Raw genomic sequence first — 26,809 nt, forward strand, 5'->3', positions numbered from 1 at the left:
ATCCCCGCATGACCGACAACCCCGGCAAGAACCGCCTGGACTTCGCCACGCGGACCATCCACGGCGGCCAGTTCCCCGATCCGACCACCGGCGCCGTCATGGTGCCGATCTACGCCACCTCGACCTACGTCCAGTCCAGCCCCGGCGAGCACAAGGGCTTCGAATACAGCCGTAGCCACAACCCGACCCGCTTCGCCTTCGAGCGCAGCATCGCCGATCTTGAGAGCGGCACGGCGGGCTTCGCCTTCGCCTCGGGCCTGGCGGCGGCCTCGACGATCCTGGAGACGCTGGACAGCGGCGCGCACGTCATCGCCAGCGACGACCTCTATGGCGGCTCGTTCCGGCTGTTCGACAAGGTGCGCAAGCGCTCGGCGGGCCTGACCTTCAGCTTCGTCGACATGGCCGACCTGGCGGCCGTCGAGGCGGCGATCACGCCAGACACGCGGATGATCTGGGTCGAGACCCCGACCAACCCGATGCTGCGCCTGGCGGACCTGGCCGGCATCGCTGCCCTGGCCAAGAAGCACAATCTGGTCACCGTCGCCGACAACACCTTCGCCAGCCCGTTTATCCAGCGGCCGCTGGAGCTGGGTTTCGACATCGTCATGCACTCGGCGACCAAGTACCTGAACGGCCACTCGGACGTGGTGGCGGGCGTGGCGGTGGTCGGCGACAACGCCGAGCTCGCCGACAAGATGAAGTTCCTGCAGAACGCGGTCGGCAGCGTGCTGGGCCCGTTTGACAGCTTCCTGGCCCTGCGCGGCGTCAAGACCCTGGCCCTGCGCATGCAGCGCGCCTGCGACAGCGCCCTGGAGATCGCCCAGTGGCTGGAGAAGCACCCGGCCATCGAGCGGGTGATCTATCCGGGCCTGGAAAGCCATCCGCAGCACGACCTGGCCAAGCGTCAGATGATCGGCGGCTTCGGCGGCATCATCTCGGCCGACGTCAAGGGCGGCCTGGCGCCGGCCCGCAAGATGCTGGAGCGCACGCGCCTGTTCACGCTTGCGGAAAGCCTGGGCGGGGTCGAGAGCCTGATCGAGCATCCGGCGATCATGACCCACGCCTCGATCCCGGCCGATCAGCGCGCGGCGCTGGGCATCTCCGACGGCCTCATTCGGCTTTCGGTGGGGATTGAGTCTTGCCGGGACCTGATTTCCGACCTCGACGCGGCTTTATCAGGCTGAGCAGGTGATGGTGTTCGCCCTCGCCCGGCATGACGGGTGAGGGGTCCTTGGCCTTGGTCGGGCGCGGCGGCGGCAGGTCGGTGCGCGCCGGGTCCTCGGCCAGCAGGTGGGCGGCCAGCATCAGGTCGGTCTTGACCGGGCCGAAGTCGGCCGCCGCCGTCCAGACGCGGATCGCCGCCTGGGCGAAGGCCTCCGACAGGTCGACGACCTCGATCATCACCGCCGGGTCCTTGCGGATGCGCGCGTCGCTCTCGGCGCGCTCGCGCAGGCGCTTGAGCACCATGACCAGGTCGGTCTTCAGCGGCACCTTGAACAGCACGTCGGCCCGTCGCGTGCGGTGGGTCGAGTAGTTCAGGATCACGTCCCCGAACACCTTGCTGTTGGGGATCATCACCTTGACGTTGTCCGGCGTGGCGATCTCGGTGAACAGCAGGTCCAGCGACTTGACGGTGCCGTTGCGGGTCGAGGTCTCGATGACGTCGCCGACGCGATAGGGCCTAAATAGCAGGATCATCACCCCGGCCGCCACGTTCGACAGAGCGCCTTGCAGGGCCAGGCCGATGGCCAGCGAGGCCGCGCCCAGCACCGCGATAATCGAGGTGGCCTGCACGCCCAGCTGCTGCAGCACCGCCACCAGGCCGACGGCGATCACCGCATAGCGCACCAGTGAGGCGCCGAAGCTTTCCAGGGTCGGGTCGGGATTGTTCCGGTGCACCCGGCCCAGGCCCCGCCGGATCACGCCCGCCGCCCAGCCGGCCACCCAGAAGGTGATCAGCAGGATCAGGGCGGCGACCACCAGGTTCACCGCCAGCTTGCCCAGCCAGTCCAGGAAATGTCCGAACATGGTCTCGTCGGCCTTCACGTTGGCGAGCGACGGCAAGGACGTATCCGCCGGGATGATGCTGGGCTTGGTCTGCATGGAGTTCTCGATAGGCGCCCCCGCCGTGTTCGGTCAACGACAAGGCGAGCCTGGGGTTCCGGTTTGTAGTTTCTTGCGAGTGGAAACAGTCGGTTACATCAATTGGCTCGAAATCGCCGTGAACCGACACTAGAGGCTGCGCTCATGAGCATGCCCTTCATCGACCTCGCCGCGCAGCAGCGCCGGATCCGCGACAAGATCGACGCCGCGATCGCCAAGGTGCTGGACAGCGGCGCCTATGTCATGGGCCCGCAGGTCCGCGAGTTCGAGGCCAAGCTGGCGGAGTTCGGCCAGGCCAAGCTGGCCCTGTCCTGCGCCAACGGCACCGACGCCATCGCCCTGCCGCTGATGGCCTGGGGCGTGGGCAAGGGCGACGCGGTGTTCTGCCCGTCCTTCACCTTCGCGGCGACGCCGGAAGTGGTGCCGTGGGTCGACGCGACGCCGGTGTTCGTCGATGTGCTGCCCGACACCTTCAATATCGATCCGGCCAAGCTGGACGCCGCCATCGCCGCTGTGAAGGCCGAGGGCAAGCTGACGCCAAAGGTGGTCATCGCCGTCGACCTGTTCGGCCAGCCCGCCGACTACCCGGCCATCAAGGCCATCTGCGACCGCGAAGGCCTGAAGCTGATCGCCGACAGCGCCCAGGGCTTCGGCTGCACGCTCCATGGCAAGCATCCGCTGCATTGGGCGGATGTGGCCACCACCAGCTTCTTCCCGGCCAAGCCGCTGGGTTGCTACGGCGACGGCGGGGCGGTGCTGACCAATGACGCCACCCTGTGGGACCTGATGGACAGCTACCGCGTCCACGGCAAGGCGGTCGGTCCGGACCTGGAAGGCAAGACCTTCGACCACGACCCGAAGTACCTGAACACCCGCATCGGCATGAACTCGCGCCTGGACACCATCCAGGCGGCGATCCTGATCGAGAAGCTGGCGATCTTCGCCGAGGAGATCCAGCTGCGTCAGGCCGTGGCCGATCGCTACGCCGAGGGCCTGAAAGGCGCGGTGATCGCGACGCCGGCGGTGATCGAGGGCGGTGTCTCGGTCTGGGCCCAGTACGTGATCGAGCACGAGAACCGCGACGGCCTGGCCGCGCACCTGAAGACGCAAGGGATCCCGACGGCGGTCTACTATCCCGTGCCGATGCATGTGCAGGCGCCTTATGCGGCCTTCCCGCGCGGCGCCGGCGGCCTGCCGGTGACGGAGGCCAAGGCCGAGACCGTGCTGGCCCTGCCGATGCACCCTTATCTGGGCGAGGCCGACCAGCAGAAGATCATCGACGCGATCCGCGCTTTCAACGGCTAGGCGGCTTTCAGCGCCCGACGACGGTAGAGGTTCACCGCCTGCAACGCCGTCGCCGTGGCGGTCAGCGCCACGCCCATGGCGCAGACGCCGGTCCAGCCCATGGACTTCCATAGCGTGACCGCGATGCCCGACCCGGCCGCGCCGCCCACGAACATGCCGCCCATGAAGACGGTGTTCAGGCGGGCGCGGGCCTCGGGCTTCAGCGCGTAGACGATGTGCTGGTTGGAGACGAGGACGCTCTGGATCGCGAAATCCAGCAGGATCACTCCGGCGATCAGGGCCGGGATGCCGTCCCAGATCCCGAAGATCAGCCACGAGACCAAGGCCAGGGCCGCGCCCAGCATGATCACCGGTCGCGGGCCGCGCTTGTCGGCGAAGCGGCCGGCGATCGGCGCGGCCAGGATGCCGACGGCCCCGATCACCCCGAACAGGCCGGCGATGTCCGAGCCCAGATGGAACTCCTGCAGATGCAGGGCCAGCACCGTCCAGAACGACGTGAAGGTCGCGAACAGCAGGGCCTGGGTGGCGACGGCCAGGCGCAGCGACGGGAACTCCTTCCATAGCTGGCCGAGCGAGATCATCAGGCTGCCATAGGACAGGCCCGACTGCGGATGGCTGCGCGGCAGTTTCAGCGCCATCCAGCCGCCGGCCGCCAGAGCCACCGGCGCGGCCAGCCAGAACATGGTCCGCCAGCCGTAGTGCGCGCCGACAAAGCCGGCCAGGGTCCGCGACAGCAGGATGCCGCACAGCAGACCGGCCATCACCGTGCCCACGGTCGCGCCGCGCTTCTCGGGGCTGGCCAGGTGGGCGGCGAACGGCACGATCTGCTGGGCCACCGTGGCGGCCGCGCCCATCAAGAGCGAGGTCAGGATCATCAGGCCGGCGGTCGGCGCCAGGGCCGTGGCGACCAGCGAGACGGCCAGGGCCAGGAACTGGAAGGCGATCAGTCGCTGCCGCTCGACCAGGTCGCCCAGCGGCACCAGCAGGAAGAGACCGGCGGCGTAGCCGGCCTGGGTGGCGGTCGGGATCATCGCCGCGGCCTCGCCGGGCAGGTCCTTCAGCATCAGGCCCAGCATCGGCTGGCTGTAATAGAGGTTGGCGACCGCCAGGCCCGTGGCCGCCGCCATGGCCAGGGTCAGGCCCCGGCCCAACACACTCGCTTGGGGGGCGCCGGGGACGATGTCTTTGTTACGCATGGCGCTGCATATAGGCGGCGAGACCCCTTGAGGCGACCCATATCAAGGGATGAGGAGCGACCGGCGGTTGGCGCGGCCGGCTCCGGGCCCTATATGGCCCGCAAGACTTCTCGCGGGACCGGGATGTCACCCGCGGGAAAATTCGTATGTCAGACACCAACCCCTCGCCGCACCCCGGCATGGGCTTCGGCCAGTTCGTCGCCCTGATCGCGGCGATGATGGCGACCAATGCGCTGGCTATCGACTCGATGCTGCCGGCCCTGCCGCACATTGGCGAGGCCCTGGGGGTGCATGACCCGAACGCCCGCCAGTGGGTGATCACCTCGTACCTGCTGGGCTTTGGCGTGGCGCAGCTGGCCTATGGTTCGCTGGCCGACCGCTACGGGCGCAAGCCGGTGCTTATGGTTGGCCTGGCGCTCTACACGCTCTTCGCCGCCCTCTGCGCCTTCTCCAACTCGTTCGAGATGCTGCTGATCGCGCGGTTCCTGACCGGCCTGGGCGCGGCCTCGACGCGGGTGCTGTCGGTGTCGATCGTCCGCGACTGCTATGCCGGCCGCCAGATGGCGCGGGTGATGTCGCTGGCCTTCATCGTCTTCCTGGCCACCCCGATCATCGCCCCGTCGCTGGGCCAGGCGGTCATGCTGTTCGCCTCGTGGCGCTGGATCTTCGGCATCCTGTCGATCTTCGGCCTGGTGGTCATGGCCTGGGCGGCGATCAAGCTGCCCGAGACCCAGCATCCGGAAGACCGCATCCCGATCTCGGTCGCCGGCGTCACCTCGGCCTTCAAGACCGCCCTGACCGACCGCATCGCCATGGGCTACACCCTGGCCGCGACCCTGGTGCTGGCCGGCCTGTTCGGCTTCCTCAACTCGGCCCAGCAGGTGTTCGCCGAGGTGCTGGGCGCGGGCGACATCTTCCCGCTGATCTTCGCCGCCATCGCCGGGACCATGGCGGTCTCGTCGCTGCTGAACTCGCGGATCGTCGAAAAGCTGGGCATGCGCAAGGTCTCTCACTGGGCGCTGATCGGCTTCATCGCCTTCGCCGCCGTCCACGCCGCGGTCGCCATCACCGGCCACGAGACGCTGCTCAGCTTCGCCCTGCTGCAGGCCGGCATGATGTTCTGCTTCGGCCTGACCATGTCCAACTTCGGGGCCATCGCCATGGAGCCGCTGGGCCACGTGGCCGGCGCCGCCGCCTCGATCCAGGGCTTCATCACCACCATCGGCGGGGCGGTGTTCGGCTTCTTCATCGGCCAGCTCTACAACGGCACCACCGTGCCGCTGACCATCGGCTTCACGGGCTTTGGCCTGGCGGGCCTGCTGATGGTGCTGGCCACCGAGAAGGGCAAGCTGTTCCAGACCGGCGCCTCGGCGCCGGCGCCATCAGCCGCCCACTAGGCGTCGACCTTCGGCCTCGCGCGGTCCAAGGCCGCATAGAGCGCCCGAATGTCCAGCGGCTTGGCCAGCCAGTCGGTCATGCCGGCGGCGTGGCAGGCCTGGACCTCGTCGTCGGCGACCCCGGCGCTGAAGCCGATCACCGGCGTGTCGTGGTTCAGGCCCTTGTTCGCCCGCAGGCGTCGTGTGGCCTCTCGGCCGTCCAGGCCCGGCATGTTGACGTCCATCAGCACCACGTCGAAGGCCTGAGCTTCCAGACGCTTCAGTGCCTCCAAGCCGTCGACGGCAGTGGTCAGGTCAACACCCATGGGCTCCAGCACCAGGGCCAGGGTCCGACGGTTCACCTCGTGGTCGTCGACGGCGAGGATGCGCAAGGTCCCGATATCCGGGGCCGCGTCCTCGGGCTCAGCGGCCGGGCGGGCGGTGTCCTGCTCCTGGCCGGCGGGCAGGACGAGGGTCAGGCGCAGGATGGCGCCGCGCTCGGCGGCTGGACGGGCGTCCAGGTCGCCGCCCATCAGCCGGGCCAGCTGGCGGCTGACCGCAAGACCAAGACCCGTGCCGCCGTATGTCCGCGCCGTTTCCTGCGAGGCTTGAGCGTAGGGGGTGAAGAGCCGGCTCATGGCGTCTTCGGCGATGCCGGGGCCGTTGTCCTCGACCTCGATCGTCACCCGCACCTGGCCGTCGTCGGTGGGCTTGGCGCAGAGGCGCAGGGTGATCACCCCGTCCTCGGTGAACTTCACGGCGTTGCTGAGCAGGTTGTTGAGGATCTGGCGCAGGCGGAACGGGTCGCCGCGCACCCAGGCCGACGGCTGTTCGCCCGGCGGTTCGCGCAGGGTCAGGCCTTTGGCGCGGGCGTTGGCGCTCCAGAAGCGGGTGGCGTCGCGGATCGCGCCCAGGGCGTCGAAGTCGCGGTCTTCCAGGCTCATGGCCCGGGCCTCGATCTTGGCCTGATCCAGCATGTCGGTCAGCAGGCCGGTCATCAGGTGGCCGGCGTCGACGATCAGGTCGGCCGTGGCGTGGGTCTGGGCCGGGTTGGTCCCGGCCCGGATCAGGTGGGCGCCGGCCAGGATCGCCGACAGCGGCGTGCGCAGCTCGTGGCTGACGATGGCGGCCATGGCGGTGCGCTCCGACAGGGCTTCTTCCGTCTGGATGCGGCGGCGGTCGGCCTCCTCGCGGGCGGCGACCACGGCGCGGCGGTCGTGGTGCATCCGGCCCCAGATCGTGTGCAGGGCCAGCATGAAGAAGCCGACGCACACCGCCAGGATCGTCACCTGCCCGTGGGCCGAGCCCCAGGCCAGGGCCGGCATGGCCGCCATGCTCAGCGCGTAGGGCGTGGCGCCCAGATAGAACAGCGGCCGGCTGTCGACGCCCGAGGCGACATTGTTCAGGGCCCCGCCGACCAGCACCATCAAGGCCAGGGCCATCAGCGGCGGCTGTCCGCTCTGCCAGAAGATCAGCACCGCGCCGGCATGGACGGCGGCCATGGCCACGCAGGCCACCAGCATCAGCACCACCCGCGCCTGGAGGTGCCGCTCGGGGAAGCGGCCCTTGGCGAACGGCCGGACCGCGTACAGCTCAAGCGCCTGCACCGACAGGCTGGCGACCAGCCACAGCGGGATCAGGTCGGCGCGGTCGATCAGGCTCAGCGCCCAGCTCAGCAGTCCGGTCAGGCCGAGGCGGGAGTAGATCTGGCGATAGCGTTCGGTGGCGTTGACCCGCAGATGCGGCAGCAGGGACGCAAGAAAGGGGGACATCGGCGTACTCCTCGCAACCTTGCGTAGGGGCACATGGCAAACGAGAGGTGAACGCCGATCACCGATCCAGCATAGCTTCCAATGTTTTGAGTTCGTCGGCCTCGCGCGAGGGCTTGTCCCAGCGGATGCGGTTGATGCGCGGGAAGCGCATGGCCACCCCCGACTTGTGCCGGGTCGAGCGCTGCAGGCCCTCGAAGGCGACCTCGAACACCAGGCCGTGCTCCAGGTCGGCGCGGACCGAGCGCACCGGGCCGAAGCGCTCGATCGTGTGGTCGCGGACGAACTTGTCGATCAGCTTCAGTTCCTCGTCGGTGAAGCCGAAATAGGCCTTGCCGACCGGGGTCAGGTGGCGAACGCCCGCCTCGTCCTCGCGCCAGACGCCGAAGGTGTAGTCGGAATAGAAGCTGGACCGCTTGCCGTGGCCGCGCTGGGCGTACATCAGCACCGCGTCGATCAGGTGTGGGTCGCGCTTCCACTTGAACCACGGACCCTTGGGGCGGCCGGGTTCGTAGACGCTGTCGCGGCGCTTGAGCATTAGGCCTTCGGAGAGGCGGGCATCACCTTCGGGCGGGTCCAGGCGCAGGGCGGCCAGCTCCTCCCAGGTTTCGAAGGGCTGGACAGGCGAGAGGTCGATACGGGGGGTCTTCAGCCGCGCGACGAACGTCTCCAGCCGCGCGCGGCGTTCGACGAAGGGCAGGCCGCGAACATCTTCCTCGCCATCCATCATCAGGTCGTAGGCGCGAATACCGGCCGGGAAGGTCGCCAGCTGCTTGCCGTCGACGGTCTTGCGATTCAGCCGCTGCTGCAGGTCGCCGAACGGGGCCAGGGCGCCGTCGCGCAGCACCAGCAGCTCGCCATCGATCGCGCCCTCGAAGTCGAGGGCCTCGACCACGTCCGGGAAGCTCGCCGAGATGTCGTCGCCGGTGCGGGTGTAGAGCCGCCGCTCGCCGCGTTCGGACACTGCCTGCACGCGGATGCCGTCCCACTTCCACTCGGCGACGTAGGCGGCCGGGTCGAGCTTGGCGAAGTCCACCGCCTCGTCGATCGGCTGGGCCAGCATCACCGGCCGGAAGCGGCCCGGGGCGTCGGGGGAGGGGCGTTCGGAGCGGCCTTCCAGCCAGGCGAAGAGGTCGCCATAGGGCGGCTCCATCGCATGCCAGACCTCCTCGATCTCGCCGATCTCGACCCCGCCGAAATTGGCGCAGGCCTGCTTGGCCAGGCGAGAGGACACCCCCACCCGCAGACCACCGGTCATCAGCTTCAAGAGCGCCCAGCGGCCGTCGGGGTCGAGCGCATCGAGCCAGCCCTCGATCAGCCGCTGGACCTCGGTCCGCGAGGCCGAGTGCAGGGCCTCGATCACTTCGGACAGTTCCGGCGGCCGGTTGGCGCCGGGCTTGGCGGGCCAAACCAGGGCGACGGTCTCGGCCAGGTCGCCGACATAGTCGTAGGACCAGGCGAACAGCTGGGCGTCCATCCGCGCCTCGACCGCCTTGCGGATGAAGGCCGGCTTGGCGGCGTTGAACGACAGCGCGCCGGTCAGGGCCGCCAGGGCGTAGCCGCGATCGGGATCGGGCGTGTTGCGCAGATGGTCGGCGATCAGGGTCAGCTTGGCGTTGCGCGAGCTGGTCAGGGACAGCCGGTCGAGCAGGTGGGCGAAGGCGCGCATGGACATGGAACGCCGTACCCGCGCTTTAGCTCGCTCGAGCTTCGTCCAGCTGGCCCAGGATCATGATCTTCTGCCAGATCTTGCGGCCCAGGTCCGAAGCCAGGGTCTCGATGTCGTTGACGGCGGCGACGATGACCGGGTCGTCGCTCTCGCCGGCATAGAGGGCGGCCAGCTTGGCGGTCAGGGCCAGCATCTCGGCGCAGTAGTCCAGGTAGCGGGAGAGCTGGAAGCTGGTCATGTCGCGCTTGGGCGAATGGCGGGTGGTCGGCCCCAGGATCACGGTCGGATCCTTGGTCAGCTGGTGCATGTCGATGACGTGGCAGAACGAGCGCAGCTCGTGCAGGGCCTTTTGGACCCGCTGCTGCTTCCAGCGCCGCTCCAGCGAGGCCAAGAACCAGGCGGCCGCGCCGGACAGCAAAGCGAGGTTGGCCGCCGACTCCAGCCCCTGGGCCAGGCCGAAGCCCTCGCGGGCGCGGACGATCGCGCTCCAGTCCAGACGCCAGACCAGCATGGCCTCCAGACCTATGCCGGCGATGACGATCAGCGCCACCAGCAGGCGGAGGAAGAGGTAGGGCCGGGAGATGCGGCGCGCGCGGGCCGCCGTGCGCTGGCCGGTGTCGCTGAGCCGGCCGCAGACCTGCGCCAGGCCCGAGGCCGGGAAGCGCTCGGCCACGCGGGCGTAGAGGTTGTCGAGCGTCTCGACCACCTTGTCGGCGTCCAGCTTCTGACGATCCCGAGCCATGCCGCTTCATAGCGCAGGTTCATGACCGCTCGCGCAAGAGGATGAACGGTGTTAGATTAAAACAATTGTTTGAAATCTAGCGAGGCGAGCATGGACGACGTTCCCGAGGGCTTCGTCCCTCACAGCCGCAAGAGCCCGCTGACCGATCCGTGGGAGCCGCTCTACGCCCGCCAGGCGCCGGATCGGCTGGTGCTGGGCGTCCGCGTGCGGCCCGAGCACTGCAATTCGCGCAGCATGCCGCATGGCGGCTTCCTGGCGGCGCTGGCTGACAACGCCATGGGCCTGTCGCTGGGCGTCAACCTGGCGGCCGCGCGCCAGCCGGCCGGCGGTCTCGTCACCGTGTCGCTGACGCTCGACTATCTCGGCTCGGCCAAGCTCGGGCAGTGGCTCGAATTCGACACCGACTTCATCAAGCTGGGCCGGTCGATCTGCTTCGCCGAGGCGACGGTGCGCGCGGACGGGGTTCCCGTCGCGCGCGCCCGTGCAACCTTCAAGCTGTTGGAGGCGAAGGCCGCGGCCTAGGCCCGTTCGTGCACCGCTTCCTCGGCCGCGAGCGGCTGGGGCAGGCGGCTGATCATTTCCTTCGGGCAGACCTGCCAGAACTGGTCCCGCACGCGGTCCCAGTCGCGCAGCAGGGTCGCCGCGAACACCGAGTCGGTCTCGCGAGCGTGCTCGGCGATCAGCGAGCGCAGCACGCCTTCCCAATAGGGCGAGGCCAGGCGCTGCACGACGATGCTGTCGGGGTTGATGTTGTCCTCGAAGCGCTCGTGCTGGTCGAGCACGAAGGCCATGCCGCCGGTCATGCCCGCGCCGAAGTTGCCGCCCGTCGGGCCCAGGATCACCACCTGGCCGCCAGTCATGTATTCGCAGCCGTTGGCGCCGCAGCCCTCGACCACCGTGGTGGCGCCCGAGTTGCGGACCGCGAAGCGCTCACCGGCCTGGCCCGCCGCGAACAGCCGGCCCGAGGTGGCGCCGAACAGCACGGTGTTGCCGATCAGGGTGTTGGTCTCCGGAGCCGCCAGGCCGCGCGCCGGCTTGATCACCAGGGTCGCGCCCGACAGGCCCTTGCCGACATAGTCGTTGGCCTCGCCGGTCAGCTCGATGCGCAGGCCCTGGACCGCGAAGGCGCCCAGGCTCTGGCCGGCCGAGCCCTTGAGCTGGACAGTCAGGTGGCCCGAGGGCAGGCCCTTCATGCCGAACTTGCGGACGATATGGCTGGAGGTGCGCGTGCCGATGGTGCGGGCGGTGCTGCGGACCGTGTAGGTCAGCTGCATCTTCTCGCCGCGCTCCAGCAGTGGAGCGGCGTCGCGGACGATCTGGGCGTCCAGGGTGTCCGGCACCGCGTTGCGGCCGACGACCGTGTTGTAGGGCTTGTTGTTGCCCGGATCGGCGCGAACCAGCAGCGGGTTGAGGTCGAGGTCGTCGAGGTGCTCGCCGCCGCGCGACACCTGCGCCAGCAGGTCGGTGCGGCCGACGATTTCCTGCAGGCTCTTGAAGCCCAGGCCGGCCAGGATTTCGCGCACTTCCTCAGCCACGAAGGTGAAGAGGTTGATGACCTTGTCCGGCGTGCCGGTGAACTTGGCGCGTAGCGCCTCGTCCTGGGTGCAGACGCCGACGGGGCAGGTGTTGGAGTGGCACTGGCGCACCATGATGCAGCCCATGGCCACCAGCGAGGCGGTGCCGATGCCGAACTCCTCGGCGCCCATCATGGCCGCGATGACGATGTCGCGACCCGTGCGCATGCCGCCGTCGGCCCGCAGGACGACGGAGTGGCGCAGGTTGTTCAAGGTCAGGACCTGGTTGGCTTCCGACAGGCCCATCTCCCACGGACCGCCGGCGTACTTCACCGAGGTCTGGGGCGAGGCGCCCGTGCCGCCGACGCCGCCGGCGACCAGGATCACGTCGGCCTTGGCCTTGGCGACGCCGGCGGCGATGGCGCCGATGCCGGTGGCCGCGACCAGCTTCACCGTGACGCGCGCGACCGGGTTGATCTGCTTCAGGTCGTAGATGAGCTGGGCCAGGTCCTCGATCGAGTAGATGTCGTGGTGCGGCGGCGGGCTGATCAACATCACGCCGGGCGTGGCGTGACGCAGGCGGGCGATCATCTCGGTGACCTTGAAGCCGGGCAGCTGGCCGCCCTCGCCCGGCTTGGCGCCCTGGGCGACCTTGATCTCCAGCTCGACGCACTGGTTCAGATATTCGGCGGTGACGCCGAAGCGGCCCGAGGCGACCTGCTTGATGGCGCTGTTAGGGTTGTCGCCGTTCGGCAACGGCTTGTAGCGGGCCGAGTCCTCGCCGCCCTCGCCCGAGACCGACTTGGCCCCGATGCGGTTCATGGCGATGTTCAGGGCGCCGTGGGCCTCAGGGCCGAGAGCCCCCAGGCTCATGCCCGGCGTGACGAAGCGCTTGCGGATTTCGTTGACGCTCTCGACGTCGTCGGTCGAGATCGGGTTGCGGTCCGAGCGCCAGTCCAAGAGGTCGCGCAGCTGGATCGGCTTCTGGGTGCGCAGGCCGTTGCTCCAGCGGCGATAGAGCTCGTAGTCGCCGGTGTCGCACGCCGTCTGCAGGGTGTGCATCAGGCGGGCTTCGAAGGCGTGGGCCTCGCCCGAGCGGCGCGACTTGTAGAGGCCGCCGACCGGCAGGGTGATGGCGCCGGCGCTCCAGGCCTTGCGGTGCAGCTCGACCGTCTTGCTCTCGATACCGGCCAGGCCGATGCCCGAGATGCGCGAAGGCATGCCGGGGAAGAACTCGGCGGCCAGGGCCCGCGACAGGCCGACGGCTTCGAAGTTGTAGCCGCCGCGGTACGAGGAGATGACGCTGATGCCCATCTTGGAGATGATCTTCAGCAGGCCGCCCTCGATGGCCGTCTTGAAGTTGATGCAGGTGTCGCGCAGCGACTTCTCGCCGATCAGGCCGCGTTCCAGGCGATCCTGGAAGCTTTCCTGGGCCAGGTAGGCGTTGACCGCCGTGGCGCCGACGCCGACCAGCACCGCGAAATAGTGCGTGTCCAGGCACTCGGCCGAACGGACGATGATCGAGACGTACGAGCGCAGGCCCTTGTTCACCAGGTGGGCGTGGACGCCGCCGGTGGCCAGGATCATCGGCAGGGCGACGCGACCGGCGTCGCTGGCCTCGTCGGTCAGGACGATGGCGCCGCAGCCGCGCAGGACAGCGTCCTCGGCCTCGGCCCGGATGCGGTCGAGATTGGCGCGCAGGGCGTCGCCGCCCCGGGCCTCGGCGGCCGGCAGGGGCATGGTGCAGTCGATGACCGCGACGTTCTTCTCGCCCAGCAGGGTGTGGACCCGCTCATACATGCCGGTGGTCAGCACGGGGCTTTCCAGCACGTAGACGTCGGCTTGCGCGGCGTCCTGGGCCAGGATGTTGCCCAGGTTCTTGAAGCGGGTCTTCAGGCTCATGACGCCGGTCTCCCGCAGGGGGTCGATCGGCGGGTTGGTCACCTGGCTGAAGTTCTGGCGGAAGTAGTGCGACAGCGGACGATACTTCTCCGACAGCACCGCCAGCGGGGTGTCGTCGCCCATCGAGCCGACGGCTTCCTTGCCTTCCTCGACCATGGGGGCGAGGACCATCTCCAGGTCTTCCAGGCTGTAGCCGGCGGCGGCCTGGCGACGGGTCAGCTCTTCACGAGCGTATTTGCGCGGCTCGGGGCCGGGGCCGATCTCCTTTTCGAGATCGACCATGTTGCCCAGCCAATCCGTATAGGGGTGGCGTTCGGCCAGTTCGTCGATGATCTCGTTCTCGCCGTACAGGCGGCCCTCGGCGAGGTCGATGGCGATCATCCGGCCGGGCGAGATGGCCAGCTTGCGGGTGATGCGGGCTTCCTCGACGCCGCACATGCCGGCTTCCGAGCCCATGATCACCAGGCCGTCGTCGGTATAGGCCACGCGCAGCGGGCGCAGGCCCGAGCGGTCCTTGCCGGCCACGACCCAGCGACCGTCGGTGGCGCACAGGGCGGCCGGACCGTCCCACGGCTCCATCACGGCGTTGCAGTACGAATAGAGCGCCTTGTGGGCGTCCTTCATTTTCGGATTGTTGGCTTCCGGCACCAGCAGGGTCTTGGCCATCGGCGCGTCACGGCCGGCGCGCACCAGCACCTCGAAGGTGTTGTCCAGGTTGGCGCTGTCAGAGCCGCCCGGCTGGATCACCGGCTTCACGTCGTCCCCGAACTCACCGAAGGCCTGGGCGGCCATCTTGATCTCGTGAGACTTCATCCAGTTGACGTTGCCCTTGATCGTATTGATCTCGCCGTTGTGGGCGAGCATCCGGAAGGGCTGGGCCAGGCGCCATTGCGGGAAGGTGTTGGTCGAATAGCGCTGGTGGAAGATCGCCACGGCGGCCGTGAAGCGCTCGTCCTTCAGGTCGGGATAGAACTCGTCGATCGCCTCGGCCAGGAACATGCCCTTGTAGATCAGGGACTTGGCCGACAGCGAGCAGATGTAGAAGTCGCTGATGTTCTGGGCGTGGACGCGCTTCTCGATGCGCTTGCGGCACAGGAACAGGGCGCGCTCCAGCGCCTCGCCTTCCAGGCCGGCCGGACCGGCCAGCATGATCTGCTCGATTTCCGGACGGGTGGCGTTGGCCTTCTCGCCGATCACCGAGGTGTCGACCGGCACCTGGCGCCAGCCATAGATGTAGAAGCCGAAGCGCAGGGCTTCCGCCTCGACGATCGTGCGGCAGGTCTCCTGGGCGCCCAGGTCGGTGCGCGGCAGGAAGATCTGGCCGACGGCGATCGGGCCCTGGCGCAGGGCGTGGCCGGTGCGGCGCACCTGGTCGATGAAGAAGTCCTGCGGAACGCTGACCAGCACGCCGGCGCCGTCGCCGGTCTTGCCGTCGGCGTCGACCGCGCCCCGGTGCCAGAGGGCCTTCAGGGCCTTGATCGCCAGCTCGACGACTTCGCGGCGCGGCTGGCCGTCGATGGCGCAGACCAGGCCGACGCCGCAGGCGTCGCGCTCGGTGGTCGGGTCATAGGCGTGACCGTCGATCAGCGCCTGGCGGTTCTTCAGATAGAGGTCCATCTCGTTCATGGCTTCGGGTCCTCTCTCTTATTCCGCCGCGATCAGCGCGGGCGCGCCGACCTTGGCCTGCAGGTAGCGGTGGATGGCGTCGGCGGCGTCGCGGCCGTCCTTGATCGCCCAGACGACGAGCGAGGCGCCGCGCACGATGTCGCCGGCGGCGAACACGCCGTCGAGATTGGTCATCTGGTTGCGGACGTCGGCCTTGACCGTGCCCCAGCGGGTGACCTTCAGGTCCGGCGCCGACCACTGCTCGGGCAGGTTCTCGGGCTCGAAGCCCAGGGCCTTGACCACCAGCTGGGCCGGACGGTCGAAGTCGCCGCCGGGGATCTCCTCGGGGCTCTGGCGGCCCGAGGCGTCCGGGGCGCCCAGGCGCATGCGGATGGCGCGCACGCCGGTGACGGCCTCGGCTTCACCCGACAGGGCGCGCGGGGCGGCCAGCCATTCGAAGGTGACGCCTTCTTCCTCGGCGTTCGACACTTCGCGCATCGAACCGGGCATGTTGGCCTTGTCGCGGCGATAGAGACAGGTGACGGAGGCCGCGCCCTGGCGGATGGCCGTGCGCACGCAGTCCATGGCGGTGTCGCCGCCGCCGACCACGACGACGTCCTTGCCGTCGGCGTTCAGCACGCCGGACTCGATCTCCGGCACGGTGTCGCCCAGGTCCTGGCGATTGGAGGCGATCAGGTAGTCCAGCGCGGGCACCACGCCCTTGCTGCCGCCGCCGGGGACGGTCAGGTCGCGCGCGGCATAGACGCCGACGGCGATCAGCACCGCGTCGTGCTTGGCGCGCAGGTCTTCCAGGGTGGCGTCCTTGCCGACCTCGAAGCCCAGCTTGAAGTCGACGCCGCCGTCGGCCAGGCGCTTGGTGCGGCGCTCGACGACGTCCTTCTCCAGCTTGAAGCCGGGGATGCCGTAGATCAGCAGGCCGCCGGCGCGGTCGTGGCGGTCATAGACGGTGACGTCGTAGCCGGCCTCGCGCAGCTTCTCGGCGGCGGCCAGACCCGCGGGCCCTGCGCCGACCACGCCGACCGACTGGCCGCGGGCTTCACCGGCGACCAGAGGCTTCACCCAGCCCATCTCCCAGGCCTTGTCGGTAAGGTAGCGTTCGACCGAACCGATCGTCACGGTGCCGTGACCTGATTGCTCGATAACGCAGTTGCCTTCGCACAGGCGATCCTGGGGGCAGATCCTGCCGCAGACTTCCGGCATGGAATTGGTCGCCTGCGACAGGGCGTAGGCTTCTTCCAGGCGGCCCTCGGCCGTCATCCGCAGCCAGTCGGGGATGTTGTTGTGCAGCGGACAGTGGGTCTGACAGAACGGCACGCCGCATTGCGAGCAGCGCGAGGCCTGCTCGGTCGCCTTGGCGTCGATGAAGTCGGCGTAGATCTCGTGGAAGTCGCCCGAACGCTCGGCCGCCGCACGCTTTTCAGGCGTCTTGCGGCCCACCGTCGTGAATTTCAGCATGCGCTCGGCCATGCGACTTCCCTTGTCCCCGTCACGGGAGAAAAATTGCTCAGACGGGCCTCATACGGACTCTTTCGGGCAAGAAGAATGTCATGGTCAAATAAGTAGACCTATATATCCGTGTTGTAGGCGGGGTCTTTGAGATCGACTCGCAATATGACCTCAAAATAGTCCACTTTGTGGATTTACGACCTGTTTACCGTGTCGGGCGCACGCCAGATCGGGGTTTGGAGCCGAGAATATGCCGGATTGGCTGAGCGCGATCATTCTGGGTCTGGTCGAGGGGCTGACGGAGTTCATTCCCGTCTCTTCGACAGGCCATCTTCTGCTGACCAAGGAGCTGATGGGGCTCAAGGACCCCTCGTGGGACACCTTCATCGTCCTGATCCAGCTGGGCGCGATCCTGGCGGTGGTGGCCCTCTATTTCCAGAAACTGTGGGGCGTGCTGATCGGCCTGCCGACCAAGCCCGAAGCGCGCCGCTTCGCGCTCAGCGTCATCGTCGCGGTGATCCCGGCCTTCGCGGCGGGTCTGCTGCTGCACGACGTGATCAAGAAGTTCCTGTTCGAGAGCCCGCTGATCATCTGCTGGTCGCTGCTGATCGGCGGGATGATCCTGCTCGCCATCGACAAAAAGGCTCCGCCGGCCGTCGATCACGACGCCATGGACCTGCCGCTGCACAAGGTTCTGATCGTCGGCCTGTTCCAGTGCCTGTCGCTGATCCCGGGCGTCTCGCGCTCGGGCTCGACCATCGTCGGCTCCATGCTGTTCGGCATCGAGCGCCGGGCCGCGGCCGAGTTCAGCTTCTTCATGGCCATCCCGATCATGGTCGGGGCCTTCGCCCTGGACGTCTACAAGAACCGCGACGCCCTGGACGCGGGCCATATCGGCATCGTCGGCATCGGCTTTGTCGTGTCGTTCCTGTCGGGCCTGCTGGCCATCAAGTACATGCTCGACTTCATCGGCAAGCGCGGCTTCGCCCCGTTCGCCTGGTGGCGGATCGCGGTCGGCATCGGTGGCTTGGCGGTGCTGTACCTGCACCACTAGGTCGAGCCGGCGGCGAGAAGCCGAAAACAAAAAGGGCGGGTGCCTCGCGGCGTCCGCCCTTCTTCGTTTCGACAGGCCGTGAAGCCCTAGAACGCGCCCGCCGGGGTCTCGGCGTACTGGCCGCCCTTGCGGTAGCGGTAGAGGTAGGTCGGGACCACGGCCTCGACGGCCGTGCCGATGACGCCGGCCTCGGCCAGGCCCGGCAGGCCATGGTCGGCGACGTTGTCGGTCTTCAGCATCTCGACCTGGTCGCTGGTCAGCGGCGGGGCCCAGGGGATGAGTCCGGCCTGGATGTCGCCCAGCGAGCCGATCAGCGAAGCGATCGGCCAGGGCAGCGGGGCCAGCGGACGGTTGCGGCCGGTCTCGGTCAGGATCAGCTGGAGGATCTCGCGCATCGTGTAGACGGTCGGGCCGCCCAGTTCGTAGGTCACGCCGACGGCGGCCGGGTTGGCCACGGCCTTGGCGATCACGGCGGCGACATCGGCGACGAACACCGGCTGGACGCGGCTGTCGCCGCCGACCAGCGGCATGATCGGCGACAGGGCAGCGATCTGGGCGAACTTATTGAAGAACTTGTCGTCGACGCCGAACACCAGCGACGGACGCACGATGGTCGCGCCCGGGAAGGCGGCGCGAACGGCGGCTTCGCCCTCGGCCTTGGTGCGGAAGTACTTCGACTCCGACTCGGCGTTGGCGCCCAGGGCGCTGATGTGGACCAGGTTCTTCACGCCGGCCTTGGCGGCGGCCTGAGCCACGTTCTGAGCGGCCATGACGTGGATCGACTGGAACTTCTGGCGGCCGCTCTCCCAGAGCACGCCCACCAGGTTCACGCAGGCCTCGGCCCCGTCCAGCGCGCGGGCGATGGAGGCCGGGTTGCGGATATTGGCCTGGACCACCTCGATCTGGCCGACATCGCCCAGCATCCGCATCTTGTAGGCGAGGTTGGGCTGGCGCACGGCCACCCGAACGCGATGGCCCGCCTTGGCGAGCGCCCGCACGACCTGGCCGCCCACGAAACCGGAGCCGCCGAACACCGTGACCAGACCTTGCATCTTCATTCCTCGTCGCCTGCGATGACCCCATCGCGATAACGGGGAATTAGACGACTGAGAGCGGCTTCGCAATGAAATCGCGACTTATCGATTTTTGTCTGTTGACGGCGTCAGAAGCTTTCCCTAAACGTCCCGGCCTCGCAGCGACCTACCCGGTTGCGCAGCGGGCCCAGGTGGCGGAATTGGTAGACGCGCTGGCTTCAGGTGCCAGTGACCGAAAGGTCGTGGAGGTTCGAGTCCTCTCCTGGGCACCACCCCTTACAAGCTTCTTTGAAGCGGGGGTGGCGCCAACTTCCTGACGGCGAGACCGCCCGACGGATAGATATCCCGTTCATCGTGAGTATAAGTGTCACGCGCTCTTATCGGGCGTGTGGTTCGTCGTGTTCACGCGAGCGCGACCAGACATGTTCGCCGGAGATTTCTGAGACTTGGCCAATTTCGTTCACGAGGGCGACCTGCCCGATGGCGTGTTCGCCGGCGTTGGCGTCATCGCCATCGATTCGGAGACCATGGGCCTGCGCCTGGGCCGTGACCCGCTGTGCGTGGTCCAGCTGGGAGCCGGCGACGGCGACGCCCACGTCGTGCGCCTGAATCGCGACACCTATGACTGCCCGAATCTGAAGGCGCTGCTGACCGATCCGAACGTGCTGAAGCTTTTTCACTTCGGCCGCTTTGATATCGCCATGTTCGAACTCCATCTGGGTGTGGTGACCGCACCCGTCTACTGCACCAAGATCGCCTCGAAGCTGGCCCGCACCTATACCGACCGCCACGGCCTGAAGGACGTGACGCGCGAGTTGCTGGGCGTCGAGCTGTCCAAGGTGCAGCAGTCTTCGGACTGGGGCGCGCCCAGCTTGAGCGCCGACCAGGTGGCCTACGCCGCCTCGGACGTGCTGCACCTGCACGCGCTGCGCCTGAAGCTGAACGCCATGCTGGAACGTGAAGGCCGCATGGCCCACGCCCAGGCCGCCTTCGACTATCTCCCCCACCGCGCCTCGCTCGACCTGGCCGGCTGGGAAGAGATGGACATCTTCGCCCACAGCTGACGGACGCGATGCAACAGGCCGCGGTCATGACCGGACGAACGATGAGCGCCGACCTCGCGCGCTGGCGTCGCCGCTCGCGTCGTGTCCTGGCCGCGCGCATCCTTCTGCCGGCCGCGATCGCGGGCCTGCTGCTGATCGTCGCCTCGCAGGTCGGCTGGCGCACCTACATGGCCGCCACCCATCCGCCGACCGAGGCCAAGACCGAGATCCGTCTGATCACGCCGCGCTTTTACGGTCAGTCGACCGACGGGCGCAGCTTCATGATCACCGCGCGCTCGGCGATCCGCGACGACAACGACCCGCGCCGCATCATCCTGGACGAGCCGGCCCTGACCCTGGATCTGGGCTCGCCCACGCCCACGCGGATGACCGCCAAGCACGGCGTCTACCGCCAGGACAATTTCGGCCTGAACCTGAAGGACGACGTCCGGCTGGACGATGGCACCGGTTACCGGTTCGCGTCGGAGGAATCCTTCGTCGACACCAAGAGCGGCGACGTCACCGGCGAAAGCACAATGAATGGCGAAGGCCCCAGCGGACAGGTGCAATCCAACGCCTACTCCGTATATGACAAGGGCGATCGCGTCATATTCCGGGGTGGGGTTCGCGCCCGGTTCGAACGGCAGTAAAGAAGATCAATGGCGCAGGTTCGCTCAAAGAAGCGGGCCGCGACGGATAAGGACATGGTTCTGATGAAGCGACGGACGGCGGCGGCGATGATGACCGCGTTGATCCTGGGTGGGATGGGCACGGCCTATGCCCAGGATTCCAGCACGCCCGTGGACGTTTCCGCTGACAATCAGGAAACGATCAACAGCAAGTGCATCACGATCTTCACCGGTAACGTGGAGATCCTGCAGAACCGCTCGCGCCTGCGCGCCCAGAAGGTGACCGTCTACAGCGCCAAGAAGCCCGGCGCTTCGGCCGACGGCGCCAATTCCTGCGGCGCGGCCCAGCGCATGGAAGCCGAAGGCGGCGTCTACATGGTCAGCGACACCCAGACCGCCCGCGGCGACCGCGCCGTCTACACCTTCGACAACAACATCGCGATCGTCACCGGCGACGTGGTGCTGGTGAAGGGCAAGGACGTGGCGCGCGGCGACAAGCTGACGGTCAACACCAAGACCAACGACGCCAAGCTGGAATCGAACGCCAAGGCCTCGCCTCGCCGGGTCCGCGCGGTGTTCTACCAGGACGACAAGAAGAACGACGCGCCGGCCGCGCCCGCTCAACCCGCCGCCCCGCGCTAGGATTCGCGTTACATGGCCCTGAACCCCAACGACACGGACGGCCTGTTCGTCGATTCCGTGGGCAAGTCGTTCGGCGACCGTCCGGTCGTCAAGAACGTCTCCCTGCGCCTCAAGCGCGGCGAAGTGGCCGGCCTGCTGGGCCCGAACGGCGCCGGCAAGACGACCTGCTTCTACATGGTCACGGGCCTGATCGCCGCCGACTACGGCGCGATCTATCTGGACGGCGAGAACATCACCTCGCAGCCGATGTTCCAGCGCGCGCGCCTCGGCGTCGGCTACCTGCCGCAGGAAGCCTCGATCTTCCGGGGCATGACGGTCGAGCAGAACGTCATGGCCGTAGTCGAGATGCGCCAGAAGGACCCGCGCAAGGCGCGCGAGCAGGTCACCAGCATCCTGGAAGAGCTGCGCATCACCCATATCCGCAAGTCGCCGGCCGTCGCCCTGTCGGGCGGTGAGCGCCGCCGCGTGGAAATCGCCCGCGCCCTGGCTTCCGAGCCGTCGTTCATGCTGCTGGACGAGCCGTTCGCCGGCATCGATCCGCTGGCCATCGCCGACATCCGCGAAGTGATCGGCTACCTCAAGGGTCGCGGCATCGGCATCCTGATCACCGACCACAATGTGCGCGAGACGCTGGACATCATCGACCGCGCCTCGATCATCCACGCTGGCGAGGTCCTGTTCGAGGGCTCGCCGCGCGAGATCGTCGAGAACCCGGAAGTTAAGCGCGTCTATCTGGGCGACAGCTTCAGCGAGCCTCGCCTCGGTGATTAATCCGCGCAGGGGTGGGCAAAAGGCGCCTGCGTCACCCCTCCGCACCCGGATCAAGTGCTTGCTCCATAAGGGTTAATGGCCCTGGCACGATATTTTCCGGGACGGAACGTCGCACCGGCCCAAGAATTGCAGGCGTTGGCGACCCGTTAACCAAACAGGCCCTTCAATGGCGATCGAAGTTTTTCGATTTGTCAGGAGGGCGCATTGGCGCTCAGCCACCGCCTCGAGATCCGTCAGGGTCAGGGCCTCGTCATCACCCCGCAGCTGCAGCAGGCTATCAAGCTTCTGCAACTGTCGAACATCGAGCTCGACGCCTTCGTCGAGCAGGAGCTGGAGCGTAACCCGCTCCTGCAACGCGATGAGGGCGAGTCCGAACCGGCCAAAGAGGTCGAGAGCGAACGCGACGCCAGCCTGACCCAGCTGGACGCCGTGGCCGACACGACGGCTGGGCGCGAGATGGACACCCCGCACGAAGACGTCTCGCCGGGCGAGCGCGCCACGGGCGACGGCGCCGAAGCCGAACACGCTGGCGGCCAGATCGACTGGTCGCGCGCCGGCGGCGGCGGCTCGTTCGAAGGCGACGAGGGCTATGAGAGCGCCCTGACCGATGTCCCCACGCTTTCCGCTCACCTGCGTTCGCAACTGGTCCAGGCGGCCCTGTCGCCCGCCCGCAACGCCATCGCCGAGATCCTGATCGACGCCGTCGACGAGGGCGGCTACCTGCGCCTCGACGTCACCGAGCTGGCTGAGCGCCTGGGCTGCGCCCTGGAGCTGGTTGAGGAGACCCTAGCCACCCTGCAGGGCTTCGAGCCCGTCGGCGTCTTCGCCCGCGACGTCCGCGAGTGCCTGGCGCTGCAGCTGAAGGACCAGAACCGCTACGACCCCGCCATGGCGGCGATGCTCGACAATCTCGAGCTGCTGGCCAAGCGCGACATGGCCAGCTTGCGTCGCCTGTGCGGCGTGGACGAGGAAGACCTGCGCGAAATGGTCGCCGAGATCCGCGCGCTGAACCCGCGTCCCGGCGCGGCCTATCACAGCGAGACGGCCGAGACCCTGGTGCCCGACGTCATGGTTCGCGAAGGCCTGGGCGGCATGTGGCACGTCGAGCTGAACACCGACACTCTGCCGCGCGTGCTGGTCGACCAGCGCTATCACGCCCGCGTGGCCAAGGGCGCGCGCAGCGACCAGGAGAAGACCTTCGTCGCCGACTGCATGGCCACCGCCAACTGGCTGGTGAAAAGCCTGGACCAGCGCGCCAAGACCATTCTGAAGGTCTCCAGCGAGATCGTCCGCCAGCAGGACGGCTTCCTGGCCTTCGGCGTCGAGCACCTGCGCCCGCTGAACCTGAAGACCGTCGCCGACGCCATCGGCATGCACGAGAGCACGGTCAGCCGCGTCACCTCCAACAAGTACATCGCCACGCCGCGCGGGGTGTTCGAGCTGAAGTTCTTCTTCACCTCCGCCATCCAGTCGTCGGAAGGCGGCGAGGCCCACTCGGCCGCCAGCGTCCGCCACAAGATCAAGGGCCTGGTCGAGGCCGAGAAGACGGAAGCCGATGTCCACTCCGACGACGCCATCGTCGAAATTCTCAAGGCCGCCGGGGTCGACATCGCCCGCCGGACCGTGGCCAAGTATCGCGAGGCCATGCGGATCCCGTCGTCGGTGGAGCGTCGCCGTCAGATGAAGGTTTCGGCCTGACGCTAAAAGCGCCCCTCGCGCGTTCCTGAGCGGGCCGTACGAGGTTTGAATGCACGAGAAGTCGCTTGCGGACGTCATCGAGGGTTTCGGCGAGGACGCCCGACCCGTCCTGACGGTGGGCGAGATGCTCGAAGCGTTCGACAGCCGCGCCTTCGGGGCCATGCTGCTGGTTTTCGGCCTGCTGAACACCCTGCCGCTGCCGCCGGGCTCCTCGACCCTCCTGTCGCTGCCGATCCTGTTCCTGGCCCCGCAGATCGCCATGGGCGCCGACACGCCGTGGCTGCCGCGCGGGCTGATGGAGAAGCCGCTGAAGCGCGACGACCTGCGCGGCCTCTTTCGCCGGTTGGGTCCGATCGTGCGCAGCATGGAGCTGATCACCCGTCCGCGCCTGCGGCCGATGTTCGCACCATTGGGCGAGAGGGCGATCGGCGTGGTCTGCACCTTGCTGGCTTTGGTGCTCGTTTTGCCCATCCCCCTGGGCAACCTGGCGCCCGGCGCGACGGTCGCCGTACTGGCGCTGGCTCTGCTGCAAAGGGACGGCGTTCTGGCGCTGTTGGGCTACCTGATGGCCCTCGGTAGCGGGGCTCTGCTGTTCGTCAGCGCGCACGTTGTCGTGATGGCCGTGCGCAAGCTCCTCGGGGTGTTTTCAGGCCTGTTCTGAGACCGTCCACAGACGTTTAAAGCCCCGCTTGACACCCGCCTGCGACAGGCGCGTTGTACTCGAATGCAAGTCCAAGTCTCCGGCAAGCATGTCGACGTTGGTGAGGCTCTGCGAGTGCGAGTCTCCGACGAAATCGCCCTGAGCATTGGGAAATACTTCGATCGCGGCGGCAACGCCGAGGTCGTGGTCAGCAAGGAAGGCTACGCCTTCCGTGTCGATTGCTCGGTAAAATTGGCTTCGGGCCAGCAGCTCATCAGTCATGGATCGGGAGGCGACGCGCACGCCGCGTTCGACTCCGCGCTGTCCAAGATCGACACCCGGATTCGACGGTACAAGCGGCGGCTGAAGAGCCACTCGGAAGCGGCCACGGCCAAGCAGGTCGAGAACGCCGCGATGTTCGTCCTCAAGGCTCCCGAAGTCGAAGAGCACGAAGAGCACGACTGGGATGTGGATGCCGACCACCCGACGGGCGCGCCCGCGGCGATGGTCATCGCGGAAACCCAGGCCGCCGTGAAGACAATGACCGTTTCCATGGCTGTCATGGAACTGGACTTGACCGCATACCCGGCAATCGTGTTTAGGAACGCCGCCCACGGCGGGTTGTCCGTGGTCTATCGACGTCCAGACGGGAATATCGGCTGGATCGACCCCGAACGCACGAAGTCGCTGAACGGGCACGGGTCAACTGCGAGCTAACCAGGTCCTTCATGGTCTGGCGCCGTCGCGGCGGATTCGCGGCGACGGCGCCAAGACGGTCGGCATCTAGCGAGCTTGTTACGTCCATGACCATTGGCGATCTTCTGGACCCCGGGGCGGTCGCGCTGCGCGCTGGCGCGCCCGGCAAGCGCCAGGCGCTTTCCCTGGTCGCCGACGTCGCCGCCCGCGTGCTGGGTATCGACGCTGATCTCACCCTCGAAGGTCTCGCGGACCGCGAAGCCGCCGGCTCGACCGGCGTGGGCGAAGGTGTGGCCATTCCGCATGCGCGTATCGATGGCCTGGACCGCGTCCGCGCGGTCTTGGTGCGCCTGGACGCCCCCGTGGCCTTCGACGCCCTGGACGACAAGCCGGTGGACCTTCTGGTGGCCCTGTTCGCCCCGCGCGAAGCCAATGCCCAGCATCTGCGGGCCCTGGCGCGGGTGGCGCGGATGATGCGCCAGCCCGCGATGCGGACGGCCCTGCGCCAGGCGCGCTCGGCCGACGCCATCCATGTGCTGCTGACGCACGAAGCGACCAGCACGGCCGCCTAAACCCTGCCTTTGGCAGGCTTTAGCTTTCTCATTACAAGCGCGCCCAGGCGCGCTTTGGAAAGGCCGCCCAACGCGGGCGGCCCTTCTCAAGATTTTAGTGAACCGAAACCGGCGCCAGTTCGTGGGCGAGGGCGGCGGCGATCGCCGTGTCGCGGTCGATCATCACGGCCAGGCGCGCGCCGTCGGCGCGGCAAACCGCGTAAAGGGTCTGATCGGGCGCCAGGTTGAAGTCCTCCACGCCCTCGGGGACGTCGGCAAGAATCTCGGCCGCCTTGATCGGCCGAACATAGACGAGGTCAGGGGCGCCAAGGGCCGCGAACGCTTCGCTCGTGAAGAGCGGGTTGTGGTGGGTGTTAGGCGTCATGATGACCACCTCCTTGATTAGGGAACGCGCCTTTCTCCAGCCGGTTCAGAGCCAATGCCGGAGGGGACGGGTTCCGCGCGGCTTTCAGCCCGCGCTACGGATAGGAATGCGCTTGATCAGGCGCTCGGGTTCGGGGCGGGCAAGGTCGACGTGCAGCAGCCCGTGTTCGAGGGTCGCGGCGGTCACCTCCATGCCCTCCGCGAGGACGAAGGTGCGCACGAAGCCCCGCGCGGCGATCCCTCGGTGCAGGAAGGCCCTCTCGGCCTCCGTACGGCTGTCTAGGGCGTCGCGCTTGCCGGCGACGACCAACTGCCCGCCCTCGACCGTCACCTGCAGCTGATCGGGCGAGAAGCCCGCCACGGCGAGGGTGATGCGCACGCCGCCATTGTCGGCCTGCTCGACATTGTATGGGGGATAGCTTTCCGAGGCGGCCTTGGCGGCGCGCTCGATCAGGTCTCGGGTGTGTTCGAAGCCCAGCAGGAAGGGGCTGTCGAACAGGATCGTCCGGGTCATCGCGAAGTCCTCGCTCAAGCGACTTCGTTCGCGGAGACAGACCCGAGGATCGGCGCCGATCCCCGCGACACGCTTCCAGATGTGGAGGCCGTGGACGGAGCGTTCAAGGGGAGGTGGCGCTGTGGCAGGCTCTGGCTGAGAAGGGATCGTCGTTATGGCTCGGAATAAGTCGCCTCAAGGGCAATGCTGTATCTGCGGTACCGATGCGAAAATGACTTTCGAGCACATACCGCCTCAGTCTGCCTTCAATAATGAAAAGGCATTAGAGGCGGATATAAATTTCATTATGCGCGCGCAGTCCTTCGAGGACATTGCAAATGCCCCACGCAAGCAGAACCAGCGTGGCTCTGGGCGATTTAGCCTTTGCCAAGATTGCAATAACAATACGGGATCCTGGTACGGTAGTGCATACGTTGCCTGGGCCCGACAGGGAATGGAGAGTCTATCTAGGCCCGTGGGTCAGCTTAGCTTTGAGATAAAGCCGTTACGTGTCGCCAAACAGGTC

Annotated in this window: 23 protein-coding genes and 1 tRNA gene; 14 read left to right on the forward strand and 10 right to left on the reverse strand. The window is 67.6% G+C overall.

What is annotated here, in order from left to right; genetic code table 11:
• The first annotated feature begins 8 nt into the window (after positions 1–8).
• Positions 9–1,184 carry a trans-sulfuration enzyme family protein gene (locus tag AC07NI_RS14670; protein ID WP_494620288.1) on the forward strand — a complete coding sequence of 392 codons (1,176 nt, stop codon included), beginning with the start codon at positions 9–11 and terminating at the stop codon, positions 1,182–1,184.
• Here AC07NI_RS14670 and AC07NI_RS14675 read toward each other — a convergent pair.
• On the reverse strand, positions 1,111–2,103 hold the full coding sequence (locus AC07NI_RS14675) for a mechanosensitive ion channel family protein (RefSeq protein ID WP_494620290.1): 993 nt from the start codon (positions 2,101–2,103) through the stop codon (positions 1,111–1,113). The two genes, AC07NI_RS14670 and AC07NI_RS14675, sit on opposite strands and share 74 nt — an antisense overlap.
• 144 nt (positions 2,104–2,247) lie before the next feature.
• On the opposite strand from AC07NI_RS14675, the gene AC07NI_RS14680 reads away from it, so the two are divergent.
• A complete protein-coding gene (locus tag AC07NI_RS14680) occupies positions 2,248–3,408 on the forward strand; it encodes a DegT/DnrJ/EryC1/StrS family aminotransferase (RefSeq protein ID WP_494620292.1) in 1,161 nt (386 codons plus the stop codon).
• Here the strand turns inward: AC07NI_RS14680 and AC07NI_RS14685 are convergent.
• Complete coding sequence (locus tag AC07NI_RS14685) at positions 3,405–4,604, reverse strand: MFS transporter (RefSeq protein ID WP_494620294.1); 1,200 nt, start codon at positions 4,602–4,604, stop codon at positions 3,405–3,407. The genes AC07NI_RS14680 and AC07NI_RS14685 overlap by 4 nt on opposite strands.
• Before the next feature lie 146 nt (positions 4,605–4,750).
• Here AC07NI_RS14685 and AC07NI_RS14690 point away from each other — a divergent pair, with 146 nt between their 5' ends.
• Entirely contained in the window at positions 4,751–6,001 is a 1,251-nt protein-coding gene (locus AC07NI_RS14690) for a multidrug effflux MFS transporter (RefSeq protein ID WP_494620296.1), read from the forward strand.
• On the opposite strand, the gene AC07NI_RS14695 is transcribed toward AC07NI_RS14690, so the two are convergent.
• From AC07NI_RS14695 to AC07NI_RS14705, 3 genes are read right to left on the reverse strand one after another with little or no spacing between them, the layout of a single operon-like run.
• Positions 5,998–7,752 (reverse strand): ATP-binding protein, encoded by a 1,755-nt coding sequence (locus AC07NI_RS14695; RefSeq protein WP_494620298.1) that lies wholly within the window; start codon positions 7,750–7,752, stop codon positions 5,998–6,000. The two genes, AC07NI_RS14690 and AC07NI_RS14695, sit on opposite strands and share 4 nt — an antisense overlap.
• A 58-nt stretch (positions 7,753–7,810) precedes the next feature.
• Positions 7,811–9,424 (reverse strand): cisplatin damage response ATP-dependent DNA ligase, encoded by a 1,614-nt coding sequence (locus AC07NI_RS14700; RefSeq protein ID WP_494620300.1) that lies wholly within the window; start codon positions 9,422–9,424, stop codon positions 7,811–7,813.
• A 19-nt stretch (positions 9,425–9,443) separates the two neighbouring features.
• On the reverse strand, positions 9,444–10,160 hold the full coding sequence (locus AC07NI_RS14705) for a hypothetical protein (protein ID WP_494620302.1): 717 nt from the start codon (positions 10,158–10,160) through the stop codon (positions 9,444–9,446).
• Positions 10,161–10,250: 90 nt separating this feature from the next.
• On the opposite strand from AC07NI_RS14705, the gene AC07NI_RS14710 reads away from it, so the two are divergent.
• A complete protein-coding gene (locus tag AC07NI_RS14710) occupies positions 10,251–10,682 on the forward strand; it encodes a PaaI family thioesterase (RefSeq protein WP_494620304.1) in 432 nt (143 codons plus the stop codon).
• Here the strand turns inward: AC07NI_RS14710 and gltB are convergent.
• Both gltB and AC07NI_RS14720 read right to left on the reverse strand, forming a co-directional pair.
• On the reverse strand, positions 10,679–15,202 hold the full coding sequence (gene gltB, locus AC07NI_RS14715; protein WP_494620306.1) for a glutamate synthase large subunit: 4,524 nt from the start codon (positions 15,200–15,202) through the stop codon (positions 10,679–10,681). The two genes, AC07NI_RS14710 and gltB, sit on opposite strands and share 4 nt — an antisense overlap.
• Positions 15,203–15,220: 18 nt before the next feature.
• Positions 15,221–16,669, reverse strand: a complete 1,449-nt coding sequence (locus AC07NI_RS14720; RefSeq protein WP_494620308.1) for an NAD(P)-dependent oxidoreductase — start codon at positions 16,667–16,669, stop codon at positions 15,221–15,223.
• 229 nt (positions 16,670–16,898) lie between these two features.
• On the opposite strand from AC07NI_RS14720, the gene AC07NI_RS14725 reads away from it, so the two are divergent.
• Positions 16,899–17,702 carry an undecaprenyl-diphosphate phosphatase gene (locus AC07NI_RS14725; RefSeq protein ID WP_494620310.1) on the forward strand — a complete coding sequence of 268 codons (804 nt, stop codon included), beginning with the start codon at positions 16,899–16,901 and terminating at the stop codon, positions 17,700–17,702.
• 86 nt (positions 17,703–17,788) lie between these two features.
• Here AC07NI_RS14725 and AC07NI_RS14730 read toward each other — a convergent pair whose 3' ends face one another.
• Positions 17,789–18,754 carry a complex I NDUFA9 subunit family protein gene (locus tag AC07NI_RS14730; RefSeq protein ID WP_494620546.1) on the reverse strand — a complete coding sequence of 322 codons (966 nt, stop codon included), beginning with the start codon at positions 18,752–18,754 and terminating at the stop codon, positions 17,789–17,791.
• A gap of 167 nt (positions 18,755–18,921) precedes the next feature.
• Between AC07NI_RS14730 and AC07NI_RS14735 the strand changes: the two genes are divergently transcribed.
• From AC07NI_RS14735 to ptsN, 9 genes are all read left to right on the forward strand, one after another.
• Positions 18,922–19,008, forward strand: a tRNA-Leu gene (locus AC07NI_RS14735).
• A gap of 174 nt (positions 19,009–19,182) precedes the next feature.
• On the forward strand, positions 19,183–19,800 hold the full coding sequence (locus AC07NI_RS14740; protein WP_494620312.1) for a ribonuclease D: 618 nt from the start codon (positions 19,183–19,185) through the stop codon (positions 19,798–19,800).
• Entirely contained in the window at positions 19,767–20,429 is a 663-nt protein-coding gene (gene lptC, locus AC07NI_RS14745) for an LPS export ABC transporter periplasmic protein LptC (RefSeq protein ID WP_494620548.1), read from the forward strand. Before AC07NI_RS14740 ends, lptC begins: the two co-directional genes overlap by 34 nt.
• Positions 20,430–20,492: 63 nt before the next feature.
• Positions 20,493–21,050 (forward strand): LptA/OstA family protein, encoded by a 558-nt coding sequence (locus AC07NI_RS14750; protein ID WP_494620550.1) that lies wholly within the window; start codon positions 20,493–20,495, stop codon positions 21,048–21,050.
• Between the two features lie 12 nt (positions 21,051–21,062).
• Entirely contained in the window at positions 21,063–21,821 is a 759-nt protein-coding gene (gene lptB / locus AC07NI_RS14755; RefSeq protein ID WP_494620314.1) for an LPS export ABC transporter ATP-binding protein, read from the forward strand.
• Between the two features lie 204 nt (positions 21,822–22,025).
• Complete coding sequence (rpoN, locus tag AC07NI_RS14760; protein ID WP_494620316.1) at positions 22,026–23,519, forward strand: RNA polymerase factor sigma-54; 1,494 nt, start codon at positions 22,026–22,028, stop codon at positions 23,517–23,519.
• 49 nt (positions 23,520–23,568) lie between these two features.
• A complete protein-coding gene (locus AC07NI_RS14765) occupies positions 23,569–24,180 on the forward strand; it encodes an exopolysaccharide biosynthesis protein (RefSeq protein ID WP_494620318.1) in 612 nt (203 codons plus the stop codon).
• Between the two features lie 63 nt (positions 24,181–24,243).
• Positions 24,244–24,876 carry a ribosome hibernation-promoting factor, HPF/YfiA family gene (gene hpf, locus AC07NI_RS14770; RefSeq protein WP_494620320.1) on the forward strand — a complete coding sequence of 211 codons (633 nt, stop codon included), beginning with the start codon at positions 24,244–24,246 and terminating at the stop codon, positions 24,874–24,876.
• 86 nt (positions 24,877–24,962) lie between these two features.
• Entirely contained in the window at positions 24,963–25,427 is a 465-nt protein-coding gene (gene ptsN / locus AC07NI_RS14775; protein ID WP_494620322.1) for a PTS IIA-like nitrogen regulatory protein PtsN, read from the forward strand.
• A gap of 94 nt (positions 25,428–25,521) precedes the next feature.
• On the opposite strand, the gene AC07NI_RS14780 is transcribed toward ptsN, so the two are convergent.
• Both AC07NI_RS14780 and AC07NI_RS14785 read right to left on the reverse strand, forming a co-directional pair.
• Complete coding sequence (locus AC07NI_RS14780) at positions 25,522–25,791, reverse strand: DUF1150 family protein (protein WP_354068258.1); 270 nt, start codon at positions 25,789–25,791, stop codon at positions 25,522–25,524.
• A gap of 84 nt (positions 25,792–25,875) precedes the next feature.
• Positions 25,876–26,304 carry an Hsp20 family protein gene (locus AC07NI_RS14785; protein WP_494620324.1) on the reverse strand — a complete coding sequence of 143 codons (429 nt, stop codon included), beginning with the start codon at positions 26,302–26,304 and terminating at the stop codon, positions 25,876–25,878.
• Between the last annotated feature and the right edge of the window lie 505 nt (positions 26,305–26,809).

Source organism: Caulobacter sp. GW821-FHT10E02 (genome assembly GCF_059415225.1).